The organism is Kitasatospora sp. NPDC023385, from assembly GCF_055664045.1.
On sequence record NZ_JBVOOL010000007.1, the window covers coordinates 88,686 to 106,239 of the forward strand.

Below are 17,554 nucleotides of genomic sequence, written 5' to 3' on the forward strand. Positions count from 1 at the left end.
TCCGTGGGCCGATCCCGGCGCTTACTTGGCCTGGGCGATGTCGGTGTCGATCTGCTTGGCCGTGCCGGCCAGCCCGGCCTGCAGGTCGGCCTGCTTGCCGGACTCGTAGTCGTAGCCCAGGTTCTGCAGGGAGACGATGTAGCCGCTGCCGTTGACGGCCGCCGGGGTGGTGCCGGAGTGGGCGTTCTTGGCGACGTCCAGGAAGGTCCTGAAGTTGTCGTCGCTCACCAGCTTCGGCGAGTCGAGCGCTTCGAAGGTGCTCGGCACGTTGTGGATCGCGTTGGCGAAGCTGACGACCGAATCTGTGTCCGTGGTCAGGTACTTGACGAACTCCCAGGCTGCGGCCTGCTTCTTGCTGGTGCCGGCGATGCCGATGATGGTGCCGGTCTGGTAGCCGCGGCCGTAGGTGTCGGCCTGGTCGTCCGGGACGGGGAACGCGGCGGTGGCCCAGTCGAAGTCGGGCTTGTCGGCGGTCAGCAGGGCGGTGCGCCACTCCCCGTCGATGGCCATCGCGACCTGGCCGGTGTTGAAGGGGTTCTTGGCGCTGAACTCCTCGCCGAAGGTCGAGCGGAACCGGTCCAGCTTGGCGTAGCCGCCGAGCTGGTCGACCATGCCCTTCTGCCACTTGAGCATCGCGGCGACCTTCGGGTCGGTGGCGATGCTCGACTTGCCGTCGGAGCCGAAGTAGCCGGGGCCGTACTGGCCGAGGAAGTGCTCGGTGGTGGACTCGTAGCCGTGGTAGAGCGGCATGAAGCCGAGCTGCTTGTACGAGTCGCCGTCGGCGACGGTCAGCGCGGCGGCGTCCGCGGCGAACTCGCTGAACGTCCTGGGCGGGTTCGCGATGCCGGCGGCGGCGAACGCCTTCTTGTTGTAGTAGAGGCCGTACGCGTCGCCCAGCAGCGGCAGCGAGCACTGGTTGCCCTGGAACTGCGTGTAGTTGAGCATCGCGGCCGGGAAGGTCTTGACCGGGTCGATGCCGCTCTTCTGCAGCAACGGCTTGAGGTCGAGGAAGGCCTTGGTGGAACAGAACATGCCGACGTTGTTGGTGGTGAAGGAGGACACCACGTCGGGCGCGTCGGCACCACCGGCCCGCAGGGCCTGGTTGACCTTGTCGTCCTGGACGTTGTCCACGGCCTTGACGTGGATGGTGGGGTGGGCCTTCTCGAAGGCGGCGATGCGGTCGTTGATCGCCTTGGTCTCGTTGTCCTGGCTCCAGCCGTGCCAGAAGGCGATGGTGACGTCCTTGCCGCCGGCCGAGTCGTCGGTGCCGCCCGAGTCGCTGGAACCGGTGCAGGCGGAGGCGAGCAGGGCCAGGACGGCGCTGCCGGCGACGGCGACGATCGTGCGGCGGCCTCTGCGGGAGGTGGTGGCGTGCACTTCGAGGTCCTCCTGGGGGTGCGCGGGCAGGCGTCGTCGCCTCAGGTCCCGCGTTCGGGGGTCGGGGAGAGGTGGGTGCGGTGGACGAGGTGACAGGGAGCGTCAGTGGGTGGAGAAAACCGCCTCGCGGGCGTCGGACAGGGCGCGTTGCAGGGCACCGATCAGGACCGGCGAGCCCGGCAGGGCACTGCTGCGGACCTCCGGCCGGGCGATCGAGATCCGGGCCAAGTCGTCCTCGACGAGCGCCCGGAGGCGTTCGCCACCCGCGCTCGGCACGGCGCCGGACAGGACCACCAGCTCGGGGTCGACGACGGAGACGATCACGGCGAGCCCCACGGCCAGCCGCCCGGCCAGTTCGGCGAGGAAGCCGTCCCCGGCGCCCGGCGTCGCCAGCGCCCTGGCGATCGACTCCTGGGCGGTGGGCGCGCCGAGCCCGTGCTCGCGGGCCAGCGCCCGGACGGCGGGCGCACCGACCAGGGCCTGGAAACCACCGAAGTTGCGGCGCCGGGAGTCCCACTCGACGGGTGAGTCGGGCACCGGCATGTAGCCGACCTCCCCGGCGCCGCCGGTGAAGCCGCGGTGCAGCCGGCCGGCGATCACGATCGCGGCGCCGACACCCGCCTCCGCCCAGAGCAGGACGAAGTCCTCGAAGCCCGCCGCCGCGCCGGAAGCCTGTTCGGCGACGGCGGCCAGGTTCACGTCGTTCTCCAACGACACCGGCGCGCCGATCGCCTCGGACAACTCCTCCACCAGCCGCGGCGAGTGCCATCCGGGCAGGTGGGAGGCGTAGCGCAGCTTGCCGGTGACCGGGTCCGGGGCGCCGCCGACGCCGATCGCGACCGTGCGCAGACTGCCCTCGGCGAGCCCGGCGGCCCGGACCGCCGCCGAGACCGCGGCGGCGACTGCCGGGACGGTCCCGGCGGCCGGCACCCCCTTGGTGCTCACGGTGTGCTCGGCCAGCGTGGTGCCGGTGATGTCGGCGACCGCGACCCGGATCCCGCTGTTGGTGACGTCCAGCCCGGCGACGTACCCGGCAGCCGGATTCACCTGGTAGAGCTGCGCGTTGGGCCCCGGCCCGCCCGCCGTCGTACCGACCGGCAGCACCAGCCCGGCCGCCTCCAGCCGGGCCAGCAACTGGGAGGCGGTCGGCTTGGACAGTCCGGTCAGCGTGCCGATCTGGGTGCGGGAGAGCGGCCCGTTCGCCAGCAGCAGCTCGAGGGCGGCACGGTCGTTGATGGCCCGCAGGAGGCTCGGCGTGCCGGCGAGGGGGGCCTTGGCAGTGCTCTTGGTCATGCCGGGATCCTCTCCTTCCGCCCGCCCTGCGTGAACTGTTAGGAAACTTTCCAGTCGCTTGGGAAGGACCGTAGGCGCCGTGTCAGCGGAGTGTCAATGGCCGGTGAAGCGGAGGATGCCGAAGCGTTACCGGACACCACGGGGCCCCGCCCCCACAGCAGCGGGAGCGGCGCTCGCACTCGCCCAGCCTTCAAAAAATAAGCTCAAAATAAGTGTGCCGCCCCTCCTTAACCAAGGAGGGGCGGCACACTTATTTGACGAAGTTATTAAAGAAGACAGGACTTGTGATGTCACCCCTCGGTGAGCCGAGGGGTGACATCAATAGAAGCGACCAGAGAAGCGAAATGAGGGCAAGGCGCCTCATAGGTGCCCGCTGGACCATTGAGGGTTTCCCTTGACATGCTTTCGATTCCCCCCTCGCGGATCGAGAGGGAATCGCATAAAAATCGATTGAATAACCCGAGGTCCATGCAGGGAGGCGTGGGGCGATCGCGAGAGAGAAGTAAAGACAGAGAGGAATGGCGGCGGCCTCCTCCAGCAAGGAGGCCGCCGCCAGAAAACGGCAGATAGGCTGGTTAGCAACAGTTCACCTGCCCCGATCAGGGCAATAGGAGCTTGACTGTCGCTCCTCGGGGCCAGGGAGCGACAGCCAAAGGCGCGCAAGTAGCAAGCATGAAATTTGTCGATCGCCAAACTCGCTCCGGAGCGAGTGAACATTTCCGGGAGAGAGAAACAAAAGAAGTGGCGAAGGCCTCCTTTGACAAGGAGGCCGGAGTAGAAGTGCCGGTCGACAGCGGTGCCCCTTGGCGTGCCAAGGGGCACCGCAACAAAAGCATCATCAGGTCAATTGACCAGCCGAATGATCGGGGTCACCAGGGCTGTCGGTGCGAGAGGGACGATGCCCGAGGATTCCAGGTTCTGCCGAACCGCCGGGTGATCGAGCGGACCTTTTGCTGGGCTCATGCAGCATCGCCGCCTGGCCCGCGACTACGAAGCCCTGCCGCAACGATCCCACACGATGATCCACTGGGCCAGTCGAGCAAGTTCATGGTGCGAGTGGCGACTTGTACGGCACGATCGTTCAAGGCGATCGACTCCGACCCGCTCAGGAGGCCCACCATGGCACTGCACAAGCTCGGACAAGACCCCAACAGCCCCGAAGGCAAGTCCCCGACGGTCTACTTCGACGACGCGACGGGCAACTACATCCTCCAGGGCTGGAAGGTGCTCGACCCGGAACGTCTCGCGCAGATGGACATCCCCGGACACGAGACCGTGATCGAATTCCCCAAGCGCATGATGCAGTTCTTCCCGGAGGTGAACGGTGGCAGCAGTCCCATCGCTTGAGGATCTGCTGCGGACCTGCGCCCGCTCGGCTCTCCACCTGGAGATGCGCGACGGATACATGCGGGACGACCCGCTGTTCCTCCGTTGGCTCAGCGGACAGCGCGACGACCCTGCCGACCGCCCGTCGTGGTGGAGCCCCTGGTTGCAGCTCATCGAGGAGACCACGAGCCGCGGCGTCGAGGTGCGGCGCGCACGGGTCGTCTCGGAACCGGTGAGCGAGTACATCCGGTTCGAGCACGAGATCACGTTCCGGAACGTCGCCTCCGGTGAGCAGGTGAGGTGGCTTCCCCGTCGGCAGGCAACTGGCCTGGCGCTCCCGGGCAACGACTTCTGGCTGATCGACGGACAGCTTCTACTGGTCCATCACTTCAGCGGTGACGGCGACTTCGTCGATGACGAGGTCATCACCGATCCGCGGACCGTGAAGCTCTGCACCTCCGCCTTCGAGGCCGTCTGGGAACGGGCGGTCCCGCACGAGGACTTCCGGCTGCGCTGACCGTGTCCGCGTCGTCCAGCGTTCAGCAAGCCAAGCAGGCCCTCGGCCAGCGTCTGCGCGATATCCGGCGAGACTCCGGACTCAGCGCGCGGGCGCTGGCCGAGGCTGCTGGGTGGCATGAATCGAAGTGCTCCAAGATTCAGAGCGGCCGGATGATGCCCTCGGAGGCTGACCTACGTGCCTGGACGGCCATCTGCGGGGTCCCGGATCAGGCAGCAGACCTCATCGCGACGGCCCGGAACATCGAGGGAATGTACGTTGAGTGGCGGCGCCTTGAGCGCGCCGGCCTCAAACGGGCCCAGGAGTCCGTGCGCCCCCTGTTCGAGCGCACGCGGCGATTCCGGATGTACCAGTCGTGGGTCATCCCCGGCCTGCTCCAGACAGCGGCCTACACACGCGAAGTACTGCGCACGATCGTTTCCTTGCGCAGCATTCCCGACGATGTTGACGACGCTGTCGCCGTGCGAATGGAGCGGCAGAAGGTGCTGCATACGGGAGATCACCGGTTCGCCATCCTGATCGAGGAGTGGGTGCTGCACACCGTCATCGGCACTCCGGACATCCTGGTCGGCCAGCTCGGCCATCTCATCACCGTCGGCTCCCTCCCGTCGGTGAGTCTTGGGGTGATTCCCCTCGGTTCGACCAGAGGCGCTGGCTGGCCGGTTGAGTCCTTCACCGTCTACGACGATGCGCAGGTGAACGTCGAGCTCGTCTCCGCCCATCTCACCATCACTCAGCCGGCCGAGATTTCCGAGTACGGCCAGGCATTCTCCGAGCTGGCCAGCATCGCTGTCTACGGTGCTGAGGCAAGATCGCTCATCACTGGAGCCATCAACGCGCTCGGGTGAATGCGAGCAAGCTTAAGCAAGTTCGTCGACTGCGCATCCCGCTGCCCCCTACCGTCTCCAAACGTCACCAGTGCTCGCCCGGGTGCGGGCGAGCAGAGGTCAACCCGATTGGAGAGGTACATGAGCACCGTCACCATTGAGCCGGACCCGGAGGTCACCAACCTGACCCGCCGCCTGGACCACAAGGTCCCGGACGGCGACTTCGCCCCGGAGACGTCCGTCGAGTCCCTGACCCGTCGTCTGGACCACTCGGTCCCCGACGGGGACTTCGCCCCCACGGGCACGGAGGCCTGACCGCAGTTCCGAACTGATGCCGCTTGGTTGGCGGCATGAGCGGGTCGGTCCGGTGATCATCCGAGCCGACCCGCCGCTCGGCGTAGCACACACCTCCACCAAGGAGAGTCCGCATTGAAGACCGCCATCGCCACCCGCGTCCCCGTCGGCTCCTTCTTCGACCTTGACCGGAAAGACCCGGTGCTGACCCGGCTCCGCGAGGAAGGAGCCGAGCTGGCTCTCCCGTTCGCCCTGATGGAGCGCCTGGTGAAGTCGGGCACCCCCTACGCGGAGCACGCCCGTTCTCTTCGCAGTGAACCCGTGACCGTAGCCGGGGCCGCCTTCGGCTGGTTCGACGCCGAGCTTCCCGGTGAGATCGCCGACGAGATCAACCTGACGGACTACGAGATCGTCCAGCACACCGAAGAGCGCCGCGTGGCGCTGACGCAGGCCCTGGACCGCCTGTCGCTGATCCACCCTGAGGGGTTCGCCCGCGTGCGCGAATTCGTTCGGGGGCTGCTGTGGGTGGGCCTCAAGCCGGGCGTCCACTCGTCCTCGCTGACCAGCTCCAGCGACCCGGCACTCCCGTACGTCATCGTGTTCTCCGAGAAGGCCCGGCGCCACATCCCGCCGAACACCGTCAGCGAGGAGTCGTCCCACCTCTTCCTGGCGGAGAACATCCTGCACGAGGGCACCCATCAGTCGATCAGCTTCCACGTCCTCCAGAACCAGGTCTTCGCCGACGGGTACTCCTCCAGGACATCCCCCAGGATCGAGGTCAGGTGGCGGGCCGGGCAGGGAGAGGACCGCAACCAGTACTGGGAGATCGACAGGGCCTTCCACGCGACCTGCGTGTACAACGAGCTGCTGCGCTTCCGCCAGACCGAACTGCGCCGCGACGACCTGTCGCCCAACGAGCGCGCCAGCTTCCAGAGCGCCTACTACGAGGGGCTGCCGGCCGTCCGCTACCTCATGCGCGAACTCGAACTCCTGCGTGAGCACTTCTCCCCCCACGGGGTGGAGCTGTTGGCCGACCTGCGCCATCAGACCGACCAGCTGTAGTGCGCCACGCTGAATGGAATCGAACGACGGAGGGGTCGAGTGCTTGAGCACCTCATCACCCACGACGACAACCTGCGGATGGTCCCCACCGACCGGAACGAGCTGACCACTGCGGTCGGCCGACTCCACCAGGAACTGCAGGGCTTGTACGAGGGCACCGATCCCGCGCGTACTCGGGTCCTGACGAGATGGATCGGCATCGGCCAGATGTGCCTGGGCGACCACGAGGAGGCCCGTGTGTTCCTCCGGCAGTCGCTCGACTTGGCCGCAGCGATCGGCAACACCCGAGCCGTCGTAGCCACCGGGCTCAATCTCGCCGACGCGCACCGCTATGCCGGTGACGTGCAGACCGCGGACGCGCTCTACCGCAGCGCGCTGAACACTGCGCGAAGCCGGCACCCGGAACTCGTCGACTTCGCGCTCCAGCACACCGGCAAGCACCTCATGGAGCGCGGCGACCTCGCGGGTGCCCGGGACCATCTGCAACAAGCGCTGCGGCTACGGATCGACAAGGGGGACGCCGAGCTGATCGAGTCCACCCAGGCCGCGCTCGCCCGGGTGGAGCTGCTGATCGGCCAGGCCGAAGCATCGGCGGCCGACGACGCGGTGCCGCGCCGGTGGAGCGGTCAGTGGACCTCATGGCTCCAATCCCGCACCACGGCCCGGACGCCGGCCCGGTGGGCAGAGGACTTCCCCGCTCTCCGGGACGCCGTGCGCGGCCTCACTGCACACCAGCGCGTTCACCCGCGCCACCTGCCTGGTCAGCCGTTCCCCGCCGAGCTGGTCGCCGCCATGGCGGAGGAGGCCGAGAAGGCCGTAGCCGCTGACGGATACCTCCACAACGGCAAGTGGAACGCGGCAGTCGGCGAGACCGCGAACCGCTTCGCCGCACAAGTCGATCTGGCCGCAGTCGTAGCGCGGTCCACCGGCCTGGACGTCGAGCAGCCGCACACCGCCGTCTACATCGCGTACCTGGAGGAAGGGCAGTTCCTCGACTTCCACGTGGACGAGTCCGGCTTCGGCGAGGCCAACCTGATCCTCTGCCTCAAGCACGAGCGCCCTGCCAGGGCGCCCCGGGCCAGTACCACCGTCTTCATCAACGCCGACGGCCCCCTCGAATGCGACCTGGCCCCGGGTGACTGTGTCGTCTTCGACGGCGCGCTCACGCCGCACGGCCGGACGCCCCTCAGTGCCGGAGAGAGCGTCACCCTCGTCAGCTTCGGCTTCCGCGCGCGTGATCAGGCTCTGCGCACGCTTACGAACCTTCCGCCGGTCCCTCGTTAGGGAAGGCGGGAGCAGTCGGTTCTACGAGGGGAGGGTGTCCCTACGGCTCCGGCTTCGGGGCCGGGATCGGCTCGCTGGCCTTGAAGCGAGCCGAGTTGGGGTCGCTGAGCGCGGACGGCGCCGTCTGCTCGGCCGCCGGCGCCGGCGCCGGCGCGATCACCACTCCGGTCGCCGCCCCAGCCGCGCTCGCCGCCGCCGCGCCGGCTGCCGTCGGGGCCTCCTCCTTGACCTTGATCCCGGCCCGGTCGAAGGCCACCTTCAGCCGCTGGCGCAGCGCCCGGGAGACGGTCGGCGCCTTGCCGGGGGCGGTACGGGCCTCCACCCGCACCAGCACCGAGTCCGCCGCGACCGACTCCACGCCGAGGATCGACACCGGCGCCCAGACCAGCTCGTCGTACGGCGCCTCCATGGCGAGTTCCTCGGCGGTCTGCAGGATCAGGTCCTCGACCCGCAGCAGGTCCTCCTTGTACCCGATCTGGACGTCCACCGAGGCGGTCGCCCAGCCCTGGCTCATGTTGGCGATCCGCTTCACCTCGCCGTTGCGGATGTACCAGATCTCGCCGTTCGCGCCGCGCAGCTTGGTCACCCGCAGGCCGACCTCCAGCACCGTGCCGGTGGCCACCCCGGTGTCGATCTCGTCGCCGACGCCGTACTGGTCCTCCATGATCATGAAGACTCCGGAGAGGAAGTCGGTGACCAGGTTGCGGGCGCCGAAACCGATCGCCACACCGGCCACACCGGCGCTCGCCAGCAGCGGCGCCAGGTTCACCCCCAGCGCGGAGAGCACCATCAGCGCCGCCGTGCCCAGGATGCTGAACGAGGCCACGCTGCGCAGCACCGAGCCGATCGCCTCCGAGCGCTGCTGGCGCCGCTCCGGGTTCACCACCCCGGTGTTGGCCAGCAGGCCGCCCAGCCGGCTCTCCTCCTGGTGCTCCGGGATGCGCGCCATCCGCCCTATCAGCTGGGTGATCAGCTTGCGCACCATGGCCCGCAGCACCAGCGCCAGCACCACGATGAAGACGATCCGCAGGCCGGAGGCCAACCAGCCCTGCCAGTGCGTGTCGAACCAGCTGGCGGCCTGCTTGGTGGTGTCCGAGACCTCCTGCGCGCTGGTCGGGATGCGCAGGTCCAGCTGCGGAAGCTGGGCGGTGGGGCTGGGGGCCGGCGTCGGGGCGGAGGGCGTCGGGGACGCGTCGGAGAGACCGGTGGCGCCGGAGCGGAACACGGGCGGACCTTCCTTGCAAGCGGGTGTGGCGGGCCCGCACCGCCGGCAAGCGGCCCGCGGACCGTGCTCCTTAGCCTATCGGGCGCCGCGCCGCCGCCCGGACACGCCGAGCCGCCGCCGGGACACGCCGAGCCGCCGCCCGGACACGCCGCGAAGCGCCCGCGACCTCGCGGGAGGGCGCCGAAGGGCGTACGGAACCCCCCGGACGCCCCGTCAACGCCCCGGTGCGCTCCCCCCGACCCGGAGCCGGGCACTGCTCCGACCGGCCGAGCCGTCCCCCGGGAGGGCCACCCCGTCGGGTCCGCGGGGCACCCGGGTGAAACTCGACCTTCCCCGGGCATACCGGTTACGACAGGGACCACACCCGGAGTTCCGTCAGCTCCGTTACACAGGAGTGGTGGCGCCGTACAAAGGCGTAAGGCGACACTGGGGGAGATCGCCCACTCGTTGTGCGATCCAACCGCTCGTCCCGGCGCGAGCCACGCGCCGCAGGCGTCCAAGGAGGCATCCGTGCCGCACGTCCTGGTCCTCAACGCGTCCTACGAGCCACTCGGCGTCGTATCGATGCGCCGCGCACTCATCCTGGTCCTCAACCACAAGGCGGTCAGCCTGGAGGACTCGGAAGTCACTCTGCACAGCGCCACCAGCGCCCTTCCGGCGCCGTCCGTCGTCCGACTGACCCGCTTCGTGCGAGTCCCGTTCTGCGGGCCCGTCCCGCTCACCCGCCGGGCGCTGTTCGCCCGCGACCACGGCCGCTGCGTCTACTGCGGGGCCGCCGCCACCAGCGTCGACCACGTCATCCCGCGCAGCCGGGGCGGCCAGCACCGGTGGGACAACGTGGTGGCAGCCTGCCGCCGCTGCAACCACACCAAGGCCGACCGCCACCTCACCGAACTGGGGTGGCGGATGAAGCGCCCGCCCGCACCGCCCAGCGGACTCGCCTGGCGGATCATCGGCACCGGCATCAAGGATCCGCGCTGGCGCCCCTACCTGGAGCCGTACGGCGGCAGCGACCAGCTGCGCGCCCCGCAGTGGGGCGAGTACGAGCACCACGACCATACCGAGGCCAACCACACGGTCCCGCTCGGCCGGGCGCACGTCGCCCACCCCGCCCCCGTCCGCCGCGGTGAGCAGCCCGAACCGCTCTCCGCCTGATCCGCGTCACAAGGGCTCGCCCGTCACACCGTCGGTACGCGCCTCATGGGCCGCCGCGCCCCCCGCATCGGGGAGCACGGCGGCCCGCCGCGTTTCCGCGCGGGGGCCCACGGCAACCGGCGCGACACCGTCCTGCCCGGCGCTACGGCTTGGCGGGCGTCGCAGTCGGGCCCGGCGCACCGCCCGGCTGCTGGGCGGGCTGCGCGGGCTGCGCGGGCTGGCCGGCCGGCGGCTGCGGCGGGGCCGGCGGGGTCACCGCGTACAGCTCGACCCCCCACAGCGAGTAGCCGTACTTGGTCGCCCGCGCCACGCCCTGGACCCGGACGTACCGGACGCCGGGCGCGTCGAAGCGCACCGTCTCGTCGCCGCCCCTGCCGTTGTCGACGGTCGCCGCGTCGGTCCAGGTGGTCCCGTCCGCCGAGACCTGGATCTTGTACGAGGAGGCGTACGCGGCCTGCCAGTGCAGTACCGCGGCGCCCAGCCGGGCCGCCTGCGGCAGCTCCAGCCGCACCCAGGCGTCGTCCTTGGCGGGCGAGGACCAGCGGGTCTTCGGGTCGCCGTCGGTGACGGCGGACGCCGGGAAGTTCGCCGTCTCGTCGCCCGAGGAGGTGGCCTTCGCGCCGAGTGCCAGGTCCGGCCCGCCGGTCGGCGGTACGACGTGCACCTGGAGGACCTGCCGGACGGTGGTCGTCCCGGCCACGAACTGCACCGGCACCTGGTACGTCCCCGACGGCGTCTCCGGGGCGGCGGCGACCAGCAGCGGCACGCCCACCCGGCCGCCGCGCGGCACGGCCACCGGGCCGGCCGGGGTCACGGTCAGGCCCTTGGCGGCGGCCGGCACCTCGGCGCGCAGGTCGCCGGTGGTGCCTTCGGGCCGGCCGGCCTCGACGGTGGCGCGGGTCTGGGCGGGCGCGGCCGCGCCGGTGACCACGTCCAGGGCGGGGTCGGACAGGCTGAGCCGGGCCGCCGGGGCGTCCGCGTACCAGGGGATCACCTGGTTGACCACCGGCGGGTCGCCGCCCGGCTTCCAGGTCAGCCGGAACGCGTCGGACACCTGGCCGCCGGCCGACAGCTCGTTGTAGCCGGGCTGCACGGTGCCGAGGTCCGCCCAGGTGCCGTCGGCCCGGCGCACCGCGAGGGTGGCGGTGGCGTGCACCGCCGGGTCGGTCAGCACGGTGAGCCGGTCCAGGGGCCGGGCGGCGCCGAGTTCGACCGTCAGCGGGTCGTCCTGCGCGGTCGGCGCCTTGGCGGCCCGGTACGCGGTGTCGGGGTTGCCGTCCAGGACCGCCGCGGCCGAGGAGCCGGGCAGCGCGTCGGGGCCGCCGGTGACGCTCGCCGGGGACTCGTCGGGCGCGGTGACGGTGAACTCGCGCACCGCGACGGCGGTCTTCTGCGCGGCCGTGGCGCGCAGCCGCACCGCCCGCACCACGGTGCCGGGCGGGAGCTGGGCGCTGACCGACTTCTGGCTCCTGACCACGGCGAGCTGCTTCCAGCCGCCCTCGCCGGTGGAGTACTCCAGCACGCCGTCGTGGAGGTAGTCGTCGACGGCGCTCCGGGCGTCCGAGCCGTCGCCCCAGCCGCCCATCAGCACGGTGACGCCGCTGACGGGGCGGCCCGCGCCGAGGTCCAGTCCGACGGCGTCGCCGGGCTGCGGGGGAGCGGAGCTCCAGTAGAAGGTGTCGGCCACGCCATCGGCCATCAGCGCGGGCAGGTGGTCGTGCGCGGTGCCCATGGTGGTGGTCGGGGTGACGCCGCCGCCGACCACGCCCGCCCAGTTGTCGGCGGCGCGGACGGCCCGCTCCAGGAACGGGCCGAGCACGCCGGCGCCGATGGTGGCCGGCGCCCGGTCGAGCTGCTCGCGCAGCCGGTTGAGCTCGACCCGGGCCTTCCATGCCGCCGCGCCGTCGCCGCCGTGCTGGGCCAGCAGCATGTCCAGGGCGGCCTGCCCGGCGAGCCCGTAGTCCCGCAGCGGGCCCAGCCAGGGCGCGGCCTCGCCGGCCAGCTGGGCGGTGGCCGGGGTGCCGGCCAGGGTCTGCTGGGCGGTGGCCATCGCGGCGAAGGAGTCCCGCAGCGGCGCGGCGGCCGCTATCAGCCTCGCCAGGTCGGGGGCCACGCCCGAGGTGGGTTCGGCGGCGGCCCAGAAGCGGTCGAGCAGTGGCGTCAGGTAGCCGGACTCCTGCTTGGACAGCGGCGAGGAGGTGCTGTTGCCGGCCAGCGCGGTGACCGCGGGCAGCGCGCTCCCGGCGGGTGTCGCGGCGGCGCCGGTCGGCCCGGCGAGCGAGCGCACGGCGGCCTGCCAGGAGTCGTCCGCCTTGTACCCGGTCGGGTTCCAGGCGAAGTCGCCGGCCGTGGCGACGGCGATCCGGGAGGCCACCGGCTGCTGCATGGCGCCGGTCAGCATCACCGCCGAGCGGGTCGCCACGCCCGGATCGCGCCCGCCGTAGGCGCCGAGGAAGAGCCGGTCCGGACTGGCGTCGTTGACCGGGTAGTTGTCCATCGTGAGCAGCGGATGGCCGTACAGGTCGGCGGTGTCCGAGGCCTGCGCGGCGGTGATCTTCTCCGGGATCACCCCGACACCGCTCCACGCCACCTGCACGCCCTCCGGCAACGCCGCGGCCAGCGCCTTGCGGTACGGGGAGGCGCCCTGCTGGTGGTACTCGGTGGGCACCACGGACAGCGGCGCCAGGCCCGGGTTCCGTGCGATCAGCCGGTCCTGCACCTTCTTCACCAGCTCGGCCTGCGCCTTGGCGGCCGCGGCCGGCCCGGTGCCGTACTCGTCGCGGTCGTCGCCGCAGTGCCACTCGTCGTAGCTGACGTCCAGGAACTGCAGCTGGAAGGCGGTGAAGCCGAGCCCCCGCAGCCGGTCCAGCTTGGCCACCAGCGCGTCCACGTCCTTGCCCGAACTGAAGCAGAGGGACTGCCCCGGATCGATCGCGTAGCCGAGCGTCACGTGGTTGCGCCGCGCCCGGTCGCCCAGCGCGCGCAGCTCGTCCTCCTGGGCCGCCGGGTAGGCGCTGCGCCAGCGGGACAGCCGGAACGGGTCGTCACCGGGCGCGTACAGGAAGAAGTTCTGCTTGGACCGGCCGAGGAAGTCGAGCTGCTCCAGCCGCTGCTGGGCGGTCCACGGGGTGCCGTAGAACGCCTCCGCGGTGCCGCGCACCGGCGCGCCCGTCGACCAGTCCCGCAGCGTGATCCCGGGCAGGCCGAGCCCGGCCGCCCCCGGCGCCTGCCCCTGCCCGGCCGGCACCGCCGCCAACAGCTGACGCAGGCTCTGCGCGGCGTAGAACGTGCCCGCCGCGTCCACGCCCGACAGCACCACGGCGCCGTACGTCCCGCCGCCCTGGGCCGGCAGCTGACCCGCCGACAGCACGTACCCGCCGGCCGGCATGCCCGACGTCGAGGGCCCGGTGCCGTCCGTGCCGCCCGCCGCGGCGGACAACTGCCGCAGCACCCGGTCCACCTCGCCGCCGGCGCCCTCCGCGGGGCCGCCCACGTACACCACCAGCGCACCGGCGGCCGGCGTCCCGCCGTCCGTCCGCGTCGCCACCTCGGTCGTCCCGGCGACCTTCAGCACCTCCCGGACGGCCAGCACCGCCCCGAGGTCCGCCGTGGGCGCCGTCACCAGCGTCACCGCCGCCGGCACCGCCACCGGCCTGCCCGCCACCGTCCGCTCCTGCGGGCGCGGGAACACCTGAGGGTCCGTCACGCTGCCCAGCGGCGTCTGCGGCGCGGTGCTCGCCACCTCCGGCCCCGGCGCGGCCGCGTACGCCGCCGACGGCATCGACCCGGCCAACAGCCCGCCGACCACCGCCGCGGCCGCGACCCCGGCCGCGATCTGCATCGCCCGCCGCCCCGGCCGCCCCGCAGCCCGCCCGTCCCGCTCCTCCCGTACGGACGCCAGCAGCGGCTCCGTCCCCTTGAGGTCCGCGATCAGCCGATCCGCCGTACGCGGCGCCAACTGACGGCACGTCCGCGCCGTGGCCCGCCGCGCCACCAACGCCGCCGGGTGCTGCAACACATCCCGCAACGCCGCACTCTGCTCCAACTGCGACCGCAGCCGCCGCCCGGCCACAACGGACACTCGGGCTTGCACAGGAGCCTCCTCGCCAGGCCAAAACCGCATCGCCGCAACCCCACCAGCTCCCCAACCCGGTGTCAACGCCGCCGCCTGCTATGCCCCCCTTGCCCCGATTTGCCCAATCAGCGGCGCCGTTCACCGGCCCCGATGCCGCCCGCGACGGGGGAGCGTGCGAGTCCTTCGAACGGGTCGTGGCCATGTCCTCCTCCCGGCAGGCCTCTTCCGTCCCGCCGCCCCCGACCGGCTTCGTCGGTCCGCGGTCCGTCGGTGACGGCCCTTCGCACTGATCCACCCCGGCTGATCCACCCCGCGCCGTCGTGTCGCGCAGCGTCGTCGGGCGGTTACCCGGGTAGGACTTGGGAGTCCTGACCGGGCGTTGCCGAGACATCGCAGGAGCCGCGAGTGGCCGCTTACCACGACAGTGACGGAGCCGAGCAGGTGCCGGCGCAGGATGCTCCGCCGCCGCCCGCCGAACTGCTGGCGCTGGCGCAGGCGTACGGGGTGGACACCCGGCACCCGGGGCCGGGCGGGCAGGCGGTGGGGGCGCGGACGCTGGTCGCGGTGCTGGGGGCGCTGGGGGTGGCGGCGGGGACGCCGGAGGAGGTGCGGGAGGCGTTGGGGCGTCACCGGGCGGAGCAGCACGCCCGGTTGCTGCCGCCGTGCGTGGTGGTCCGGCAGGGGCGGCGCACCGCGCTGGACGTGCCGGCGGACGCGCGACTGCACGTGGAGCTGGAGGGCGGCGAGAGTTGGGAGCTGCCGTGCGGGCACTCGCACTGGCTGCCCGCCGACCTGCCCCTCGGCCGGCACGCGCTCACGGTGGAGTCCAACGGCGTGAAGGCGACGGCGGCGCTCATCGTCGCCCCGCAGCGGCTTCCCCAACTTCCGGGCCGCAGTTGGGGGTTCCTGGCCCAGTTGTACTCGGTCCTGTCCGACCGCTCCTGGGGCATGGGCGACCTCGGCGACCTCGCCGAGCTGGCGCAGTGGGCGGGGGCCGGTCTCGGCGCGGGCTTCGTGCAGATCAACCCGCTGCATCAGGCGCCGCCCGCCGTCCCCTCCGACCCGTCCCCGTACCGCCCGTCGTCCCGCCGCTTCGCCGACCCGGTGCACCTGCGGATCGAGGCCGTCCCCGAGTTCGCGTACCTGAACAGGGAACAGCGAGCGCAGGCCGACGACCTGGCCCGCCGCGCCGCCCGGCTGCGCGAGGAGGTCCTCGGGCATGACGGCCTGATCGACCGCGACGCCGTCTGGGCGCTCAAGCGCGAGGCCCTGGAGCTGCTGCACGAGGTGCCGCGCGGGCCCGGTCGCGAGGCCGCGTACGAGGCGTTCCGGCGCCGCGAGGGGGAGTGGCTGCGCCGGCACGCCCTGTGGAACGCGCTGGCCGAGGTGCACGGCGCCGACTGGCACCAGTGGCCGAAGGGTCTGCGTCACCCGGACGGCCCACAGGTCGAGCAGGCGGAGAAGGAGCTCAAGGAGCAGGTGGAGTTCCACCGCTGGCTCGCCTGGCAGGTCGACCAGCAGCTCGCCCACGCCCAGCGGGCGGCCCGGGAGTCCGGCATGCCGGTCGGCCTGATCCACGACCTCGCCGTCGGCGCCCACCCGGACGGCGCCGACGCCTGGGCGCTGCAGGACGTCCTGGCGGGCGGCATCTCGGTCGGCGCCCCGCCGGACGCCTTCAACGCGCACGGCCAGGACTGGGGCCTGCCGCCCTGGCGCCCGGACGCCCTCGCCGAGGCCGGGTACGCCCCGTACGCCGAGCTGCTGCGGGCGGCGACCCGGCATGCCGGCGCCCTCCGCATCGACCACGTGATGGGCCTGTTCCGCCTCTGGTGGGTGCCGGTCGGCCACCCGCCCACCGAGGGCGCGTACGTCCGCTACGACGCGGAGGCGATGCTCGGCGTGCTGGCCCTGGAGGCGCACCGGGCCGGGACGGCGGTGATCGGCGAGGACCTCGGCACGGTCGAGCCGGGCGTACGGGAGGAGCTGGCGGCGCGCGGCGTGCTCGGTACGTCGGTCCTCTGGTTCGAACGGGACTGGCAGGCGGACGGCGGCATCCTGGCCGCCGACCACTGGCGGCCGGGCTGCCTGGCCACCCTCACCACCCACGACCTGCCGAGCACGGCCGCCCGGCTCTCCGGGGAGCACGTCGAGCTGCGGCACCGGCTCGGCCTGCTGGCCCGTCCCCTCGGGGAGGAGCAGGAGGAGGCGGCCGCGGAGCTGGCGGACTGGCGGGCCGAGCTGACCGGGCTGGGCCTGCTCCAGCCGGGAGAGCCGCTGTCGATGCCGGCGCTGTACCGCTTCCTGCGGTCGACGCCGGCGGAGCTGGTCGGCGTCTGGCTGCCGGACCTGGTCGGCGACCCGCGCCCACAGAACCTGCCCGGCACCTGGGACCAGTACCCGAACTGGCGCCTCCCGATCGCCGACGGCACCGGCGCCCCGGTCACCCTCGACCGCCTCGCCACCACCCCCGCCGCCCGCCTCCTGGCCCACCTCCTCGCCCCGCCCAGCCCCCACAACCCGTCCCTGTGACCCCGGAGGTCCCACCCGCGCCCCCACCAGGCCCACCCCACCAGGCCGACGCCGACGCGCGCCCTCCCCGTCCGCCCTTCCCGTCACGTCACCGCCCCGGCCCGCCGCAGGCGCCCTCACCGCCCCCACCCCACCAGGCCGACCCCGACGCGCGCCCTCCCATAAGCGGCGGGTAAGTTGGAAACGTGGACAAGAGGAACGCTTTGCGAGCCGGTGCGGTCTCCGCAACGGTCACGCTGATGATGCTGCTGTCGTCGCCCGCCATGGCCTTCACCAGGGACGACGGTGACGACCCCGGTTCCGGCCTGAGTGTCGGCCAGACCCTCGGCCTGTACGTGTTCCTCCCGCTGGTCGCCTTCGCGGTCATCGCCGGGCTGGCCGGTCTGCCGTACGGCAAGGGCAAGAAGAAGTAGCCGTCGCGTCCAAGCGGACCCGTACGCGGGCCCGTACGTGGACCCGTACGCGGAGCCGTACGGCGTCCGATCAGGACCCGCACAGACCCGAAGGGGCGCCGGACGATCCCGTCCGACGCCCCTTCCGGCTGTCCGCTACCAAGCCGCTACCAGCCGGTACAGCCGGCCGTTACGGAG

The 17,554-nt window shown here is 71.9% G+C and carries 13 protein-coding genes and 1 pseudogene; 10 read left to right on the forward strand and 4 right to left on the reverse strand.

The genetic code is table 11. From position 1 onward, the window contains the following. Window positions 1–21: 21 nt before the first annotated feature. Both AC0B61_RS13670 and AC0B61_RS13675 read right to left on the reverse strand, forming a co-directional pair. Window positions 22–1,377, reverse strand: coding sequence for an ABC transporter substrate-binding protein (locus AC0B61_RS13670; protein WP_471740839.1), 1,356 nt, complete (start codon window positions 1,375–1,377; stop codon window positions 22–24). Between the two features lie 102 nt (window positions 1,378–1,479). After that, window positions 1,480–2,670 carry an ROK family transcriptional regulator gene (locus AC0B61_RS13675; protein WP_471740840.1) on the reverse strand — a complete coding sequence of 397 codons (1,191 nt, stop codon included), beginning with the start codon at window positions 2,668–2,670 and terminating at the stop codon, window positions 1,480–1,482. 891 nt (window positions 2,671–3,561) lie between these two features. On the opposite strand from AC0B61_RS13675, the pseudogene AC0B61_RS13680 reads away from it, so the two are divergent. The 7 genes and pseudogenes from AC0B61_RS13680 to AC0B61_RS13710 form a co-directional block, all read left to right on the forward strand. Next, window positions 3,562–3,703, forward strand: a pseudogene (locus tag AC0B61_RS13680) (transposase); the annotation flags it as partial. Window positions 3,704–3,789: 86 nt separating this feature from the next. Beyond that, window positions 3,790–4,017, forward strand: a complete 228-nt coding sequence (locus tag AC0B61_RS13685; protein ID WP_471740841.1) for a hypothetical protein — start codon at window positions 3,790–3,792, stop codon at window positions 4,015–4,017. After that, on the forward strand, window positions 3,995–4,513 hold the full coding sequence (locus AC0B61_RS13690; RefSeq protein ID WP_471740842.1) for a DUF6879 family protein: 519 nt from the start codon (window positions 3,995–3,997) through the stop codon (window positions 4,511–4,513). Before AC0B61_RS13685 ends, AC0B61_RS13690 begins: the two co-directional genes overlap by 23 nt. Beyond that, entirely contained in the window at window positions 4,510–5,361 is an 852-nt protein-coding gene (locus AC0B61_RS13695; protein WP_471741040.1) for a helix-turn-helix domain-containing protein, read from the forward strand. Before AC0B61_RS13690 ends, AC0B61_RS13695 begins: the two co-directional genes overlap by 4 nt. A 120-nt stretch (window positions 5,362–5,481) precedes the next feature. After that, the gene (locus AC0B61_RS13700) at window positions 5,482–5,655 is read left to right on the forward strand and encodes a hypothetical protein (RefSeq protein WP_471740843.1); all 174 of its coding nucleotides are present in this window, start codon (window positions 5,482–5,484) and stop codon (window positions 5,653–5,655) included. Between the two features lie 114 nt (window positions 5,656–5,769). Further along, complete coding sequence (locus tag AC0B61_RS13705) at window positions 5,770–6,696, forward strand: hypothetical protein (protein ID WP_471740844.1); 927 nt, start codon at window positions 5,770–5,772, stop codon at window positions 6,694–6,696. A 39-nt stretch (window positions 6,697–6,735) separates the two neighbouring features. After that, the gene (locus AC0B61_RS13710; RefSeq protein WP_471740845.1) at window positions 6,736–7,980 is read left to right on the forward strand and encodes a tetratricopeptide repeat protein; all 1,245 of its coding nucleotides are present in this window, start codon (window positions 6,736–6,738) and stop codon (window positions 7,978–7,980) included. A gap of 40 nt (window positions 7,981–8,020) precedes the next feature. On the opposite strand, the gene AC0B61_RS13715 is transcribed toward AC0B61_RS13710, so the two are convergent. After that, window positions 8,021–9,205 carry a mechanosensitive ion channel family protein gene (locus AC0B61_RS13715; protein ID WP_471740846.1) on the reverse strand — a complete coding sequence of 395 codons (1,185 nt, stop codon included), beginning with the start codon at window positions 9,203–9,205 and terminating at the stop codon, window positions 8,021–8,023. 510 nt (window positions 9,206–9,715) lie between these two features. On the opposite strand from AC0B61_RS13715, the gene AC0B61_RS13720 reads away from it, so the two are divergent. Further along, window positions 9,716–10,360: an HNH endonuclease gene (locus tag AC0B61_RS13720; protein ID WP_471740847.1), complete on the forward strand. Its 645-nt coding sequence runs from the start codon at window positions 9,716–9,718 to the stop codon at window positions 10,358–10,360. 142 nt (window positions 10,361–10,502) lie between these two features. Here the strand turns inward: AC0B61_RS13720 and AC0B61_RS13725 are convergent, their stop codons facing one another. Further along, on the reverse strand, window positions 10,503–14,318 hold the full coding sequence (locus AC0B61_RS13725) for a beta-N-acetylglucosaminidase domain-containing protein (RefSeq protein WP_471740848.1): 3,816 nt from the start codon (window positions 14,316–14,318) through the stop codon (window positions 10,503–10,505). A gap of 522 nt (window positions 14,319–14,840) precedes the next feature. On the opposite strand from AC0B61_RS13725, the gene malQ reads away from it, so the two are divergent. Further along, window positions 14,841–16,964: a 4-alpha-glucanotransferase gene (gene malQ / locus AC0B61_RS13730; protein ID WP_471740849.1), complete on the forward strand. Its 2,124-nt coding sequence runs from the start codon at window positions 14,841–14,843 to the stop codon at window positions 16,962–16,964. Between the two features lie 185 nt (window positions 16,965–17,149). Further along, the gene (locus tag AC0B61_RS13735; RefSeq protein WP_030238515.1) at window positions 17,150–17,377 is read left to right on the forward strand and encodes a hypothetical protein; all 228 of its coding nucleotides are present in this window, start codon (window positions 17,150–17,152) and stop codon (window positions 17,375–17,377) included. Window positions 17,378–17,554 lie beyond the last annotated feature (177 nt).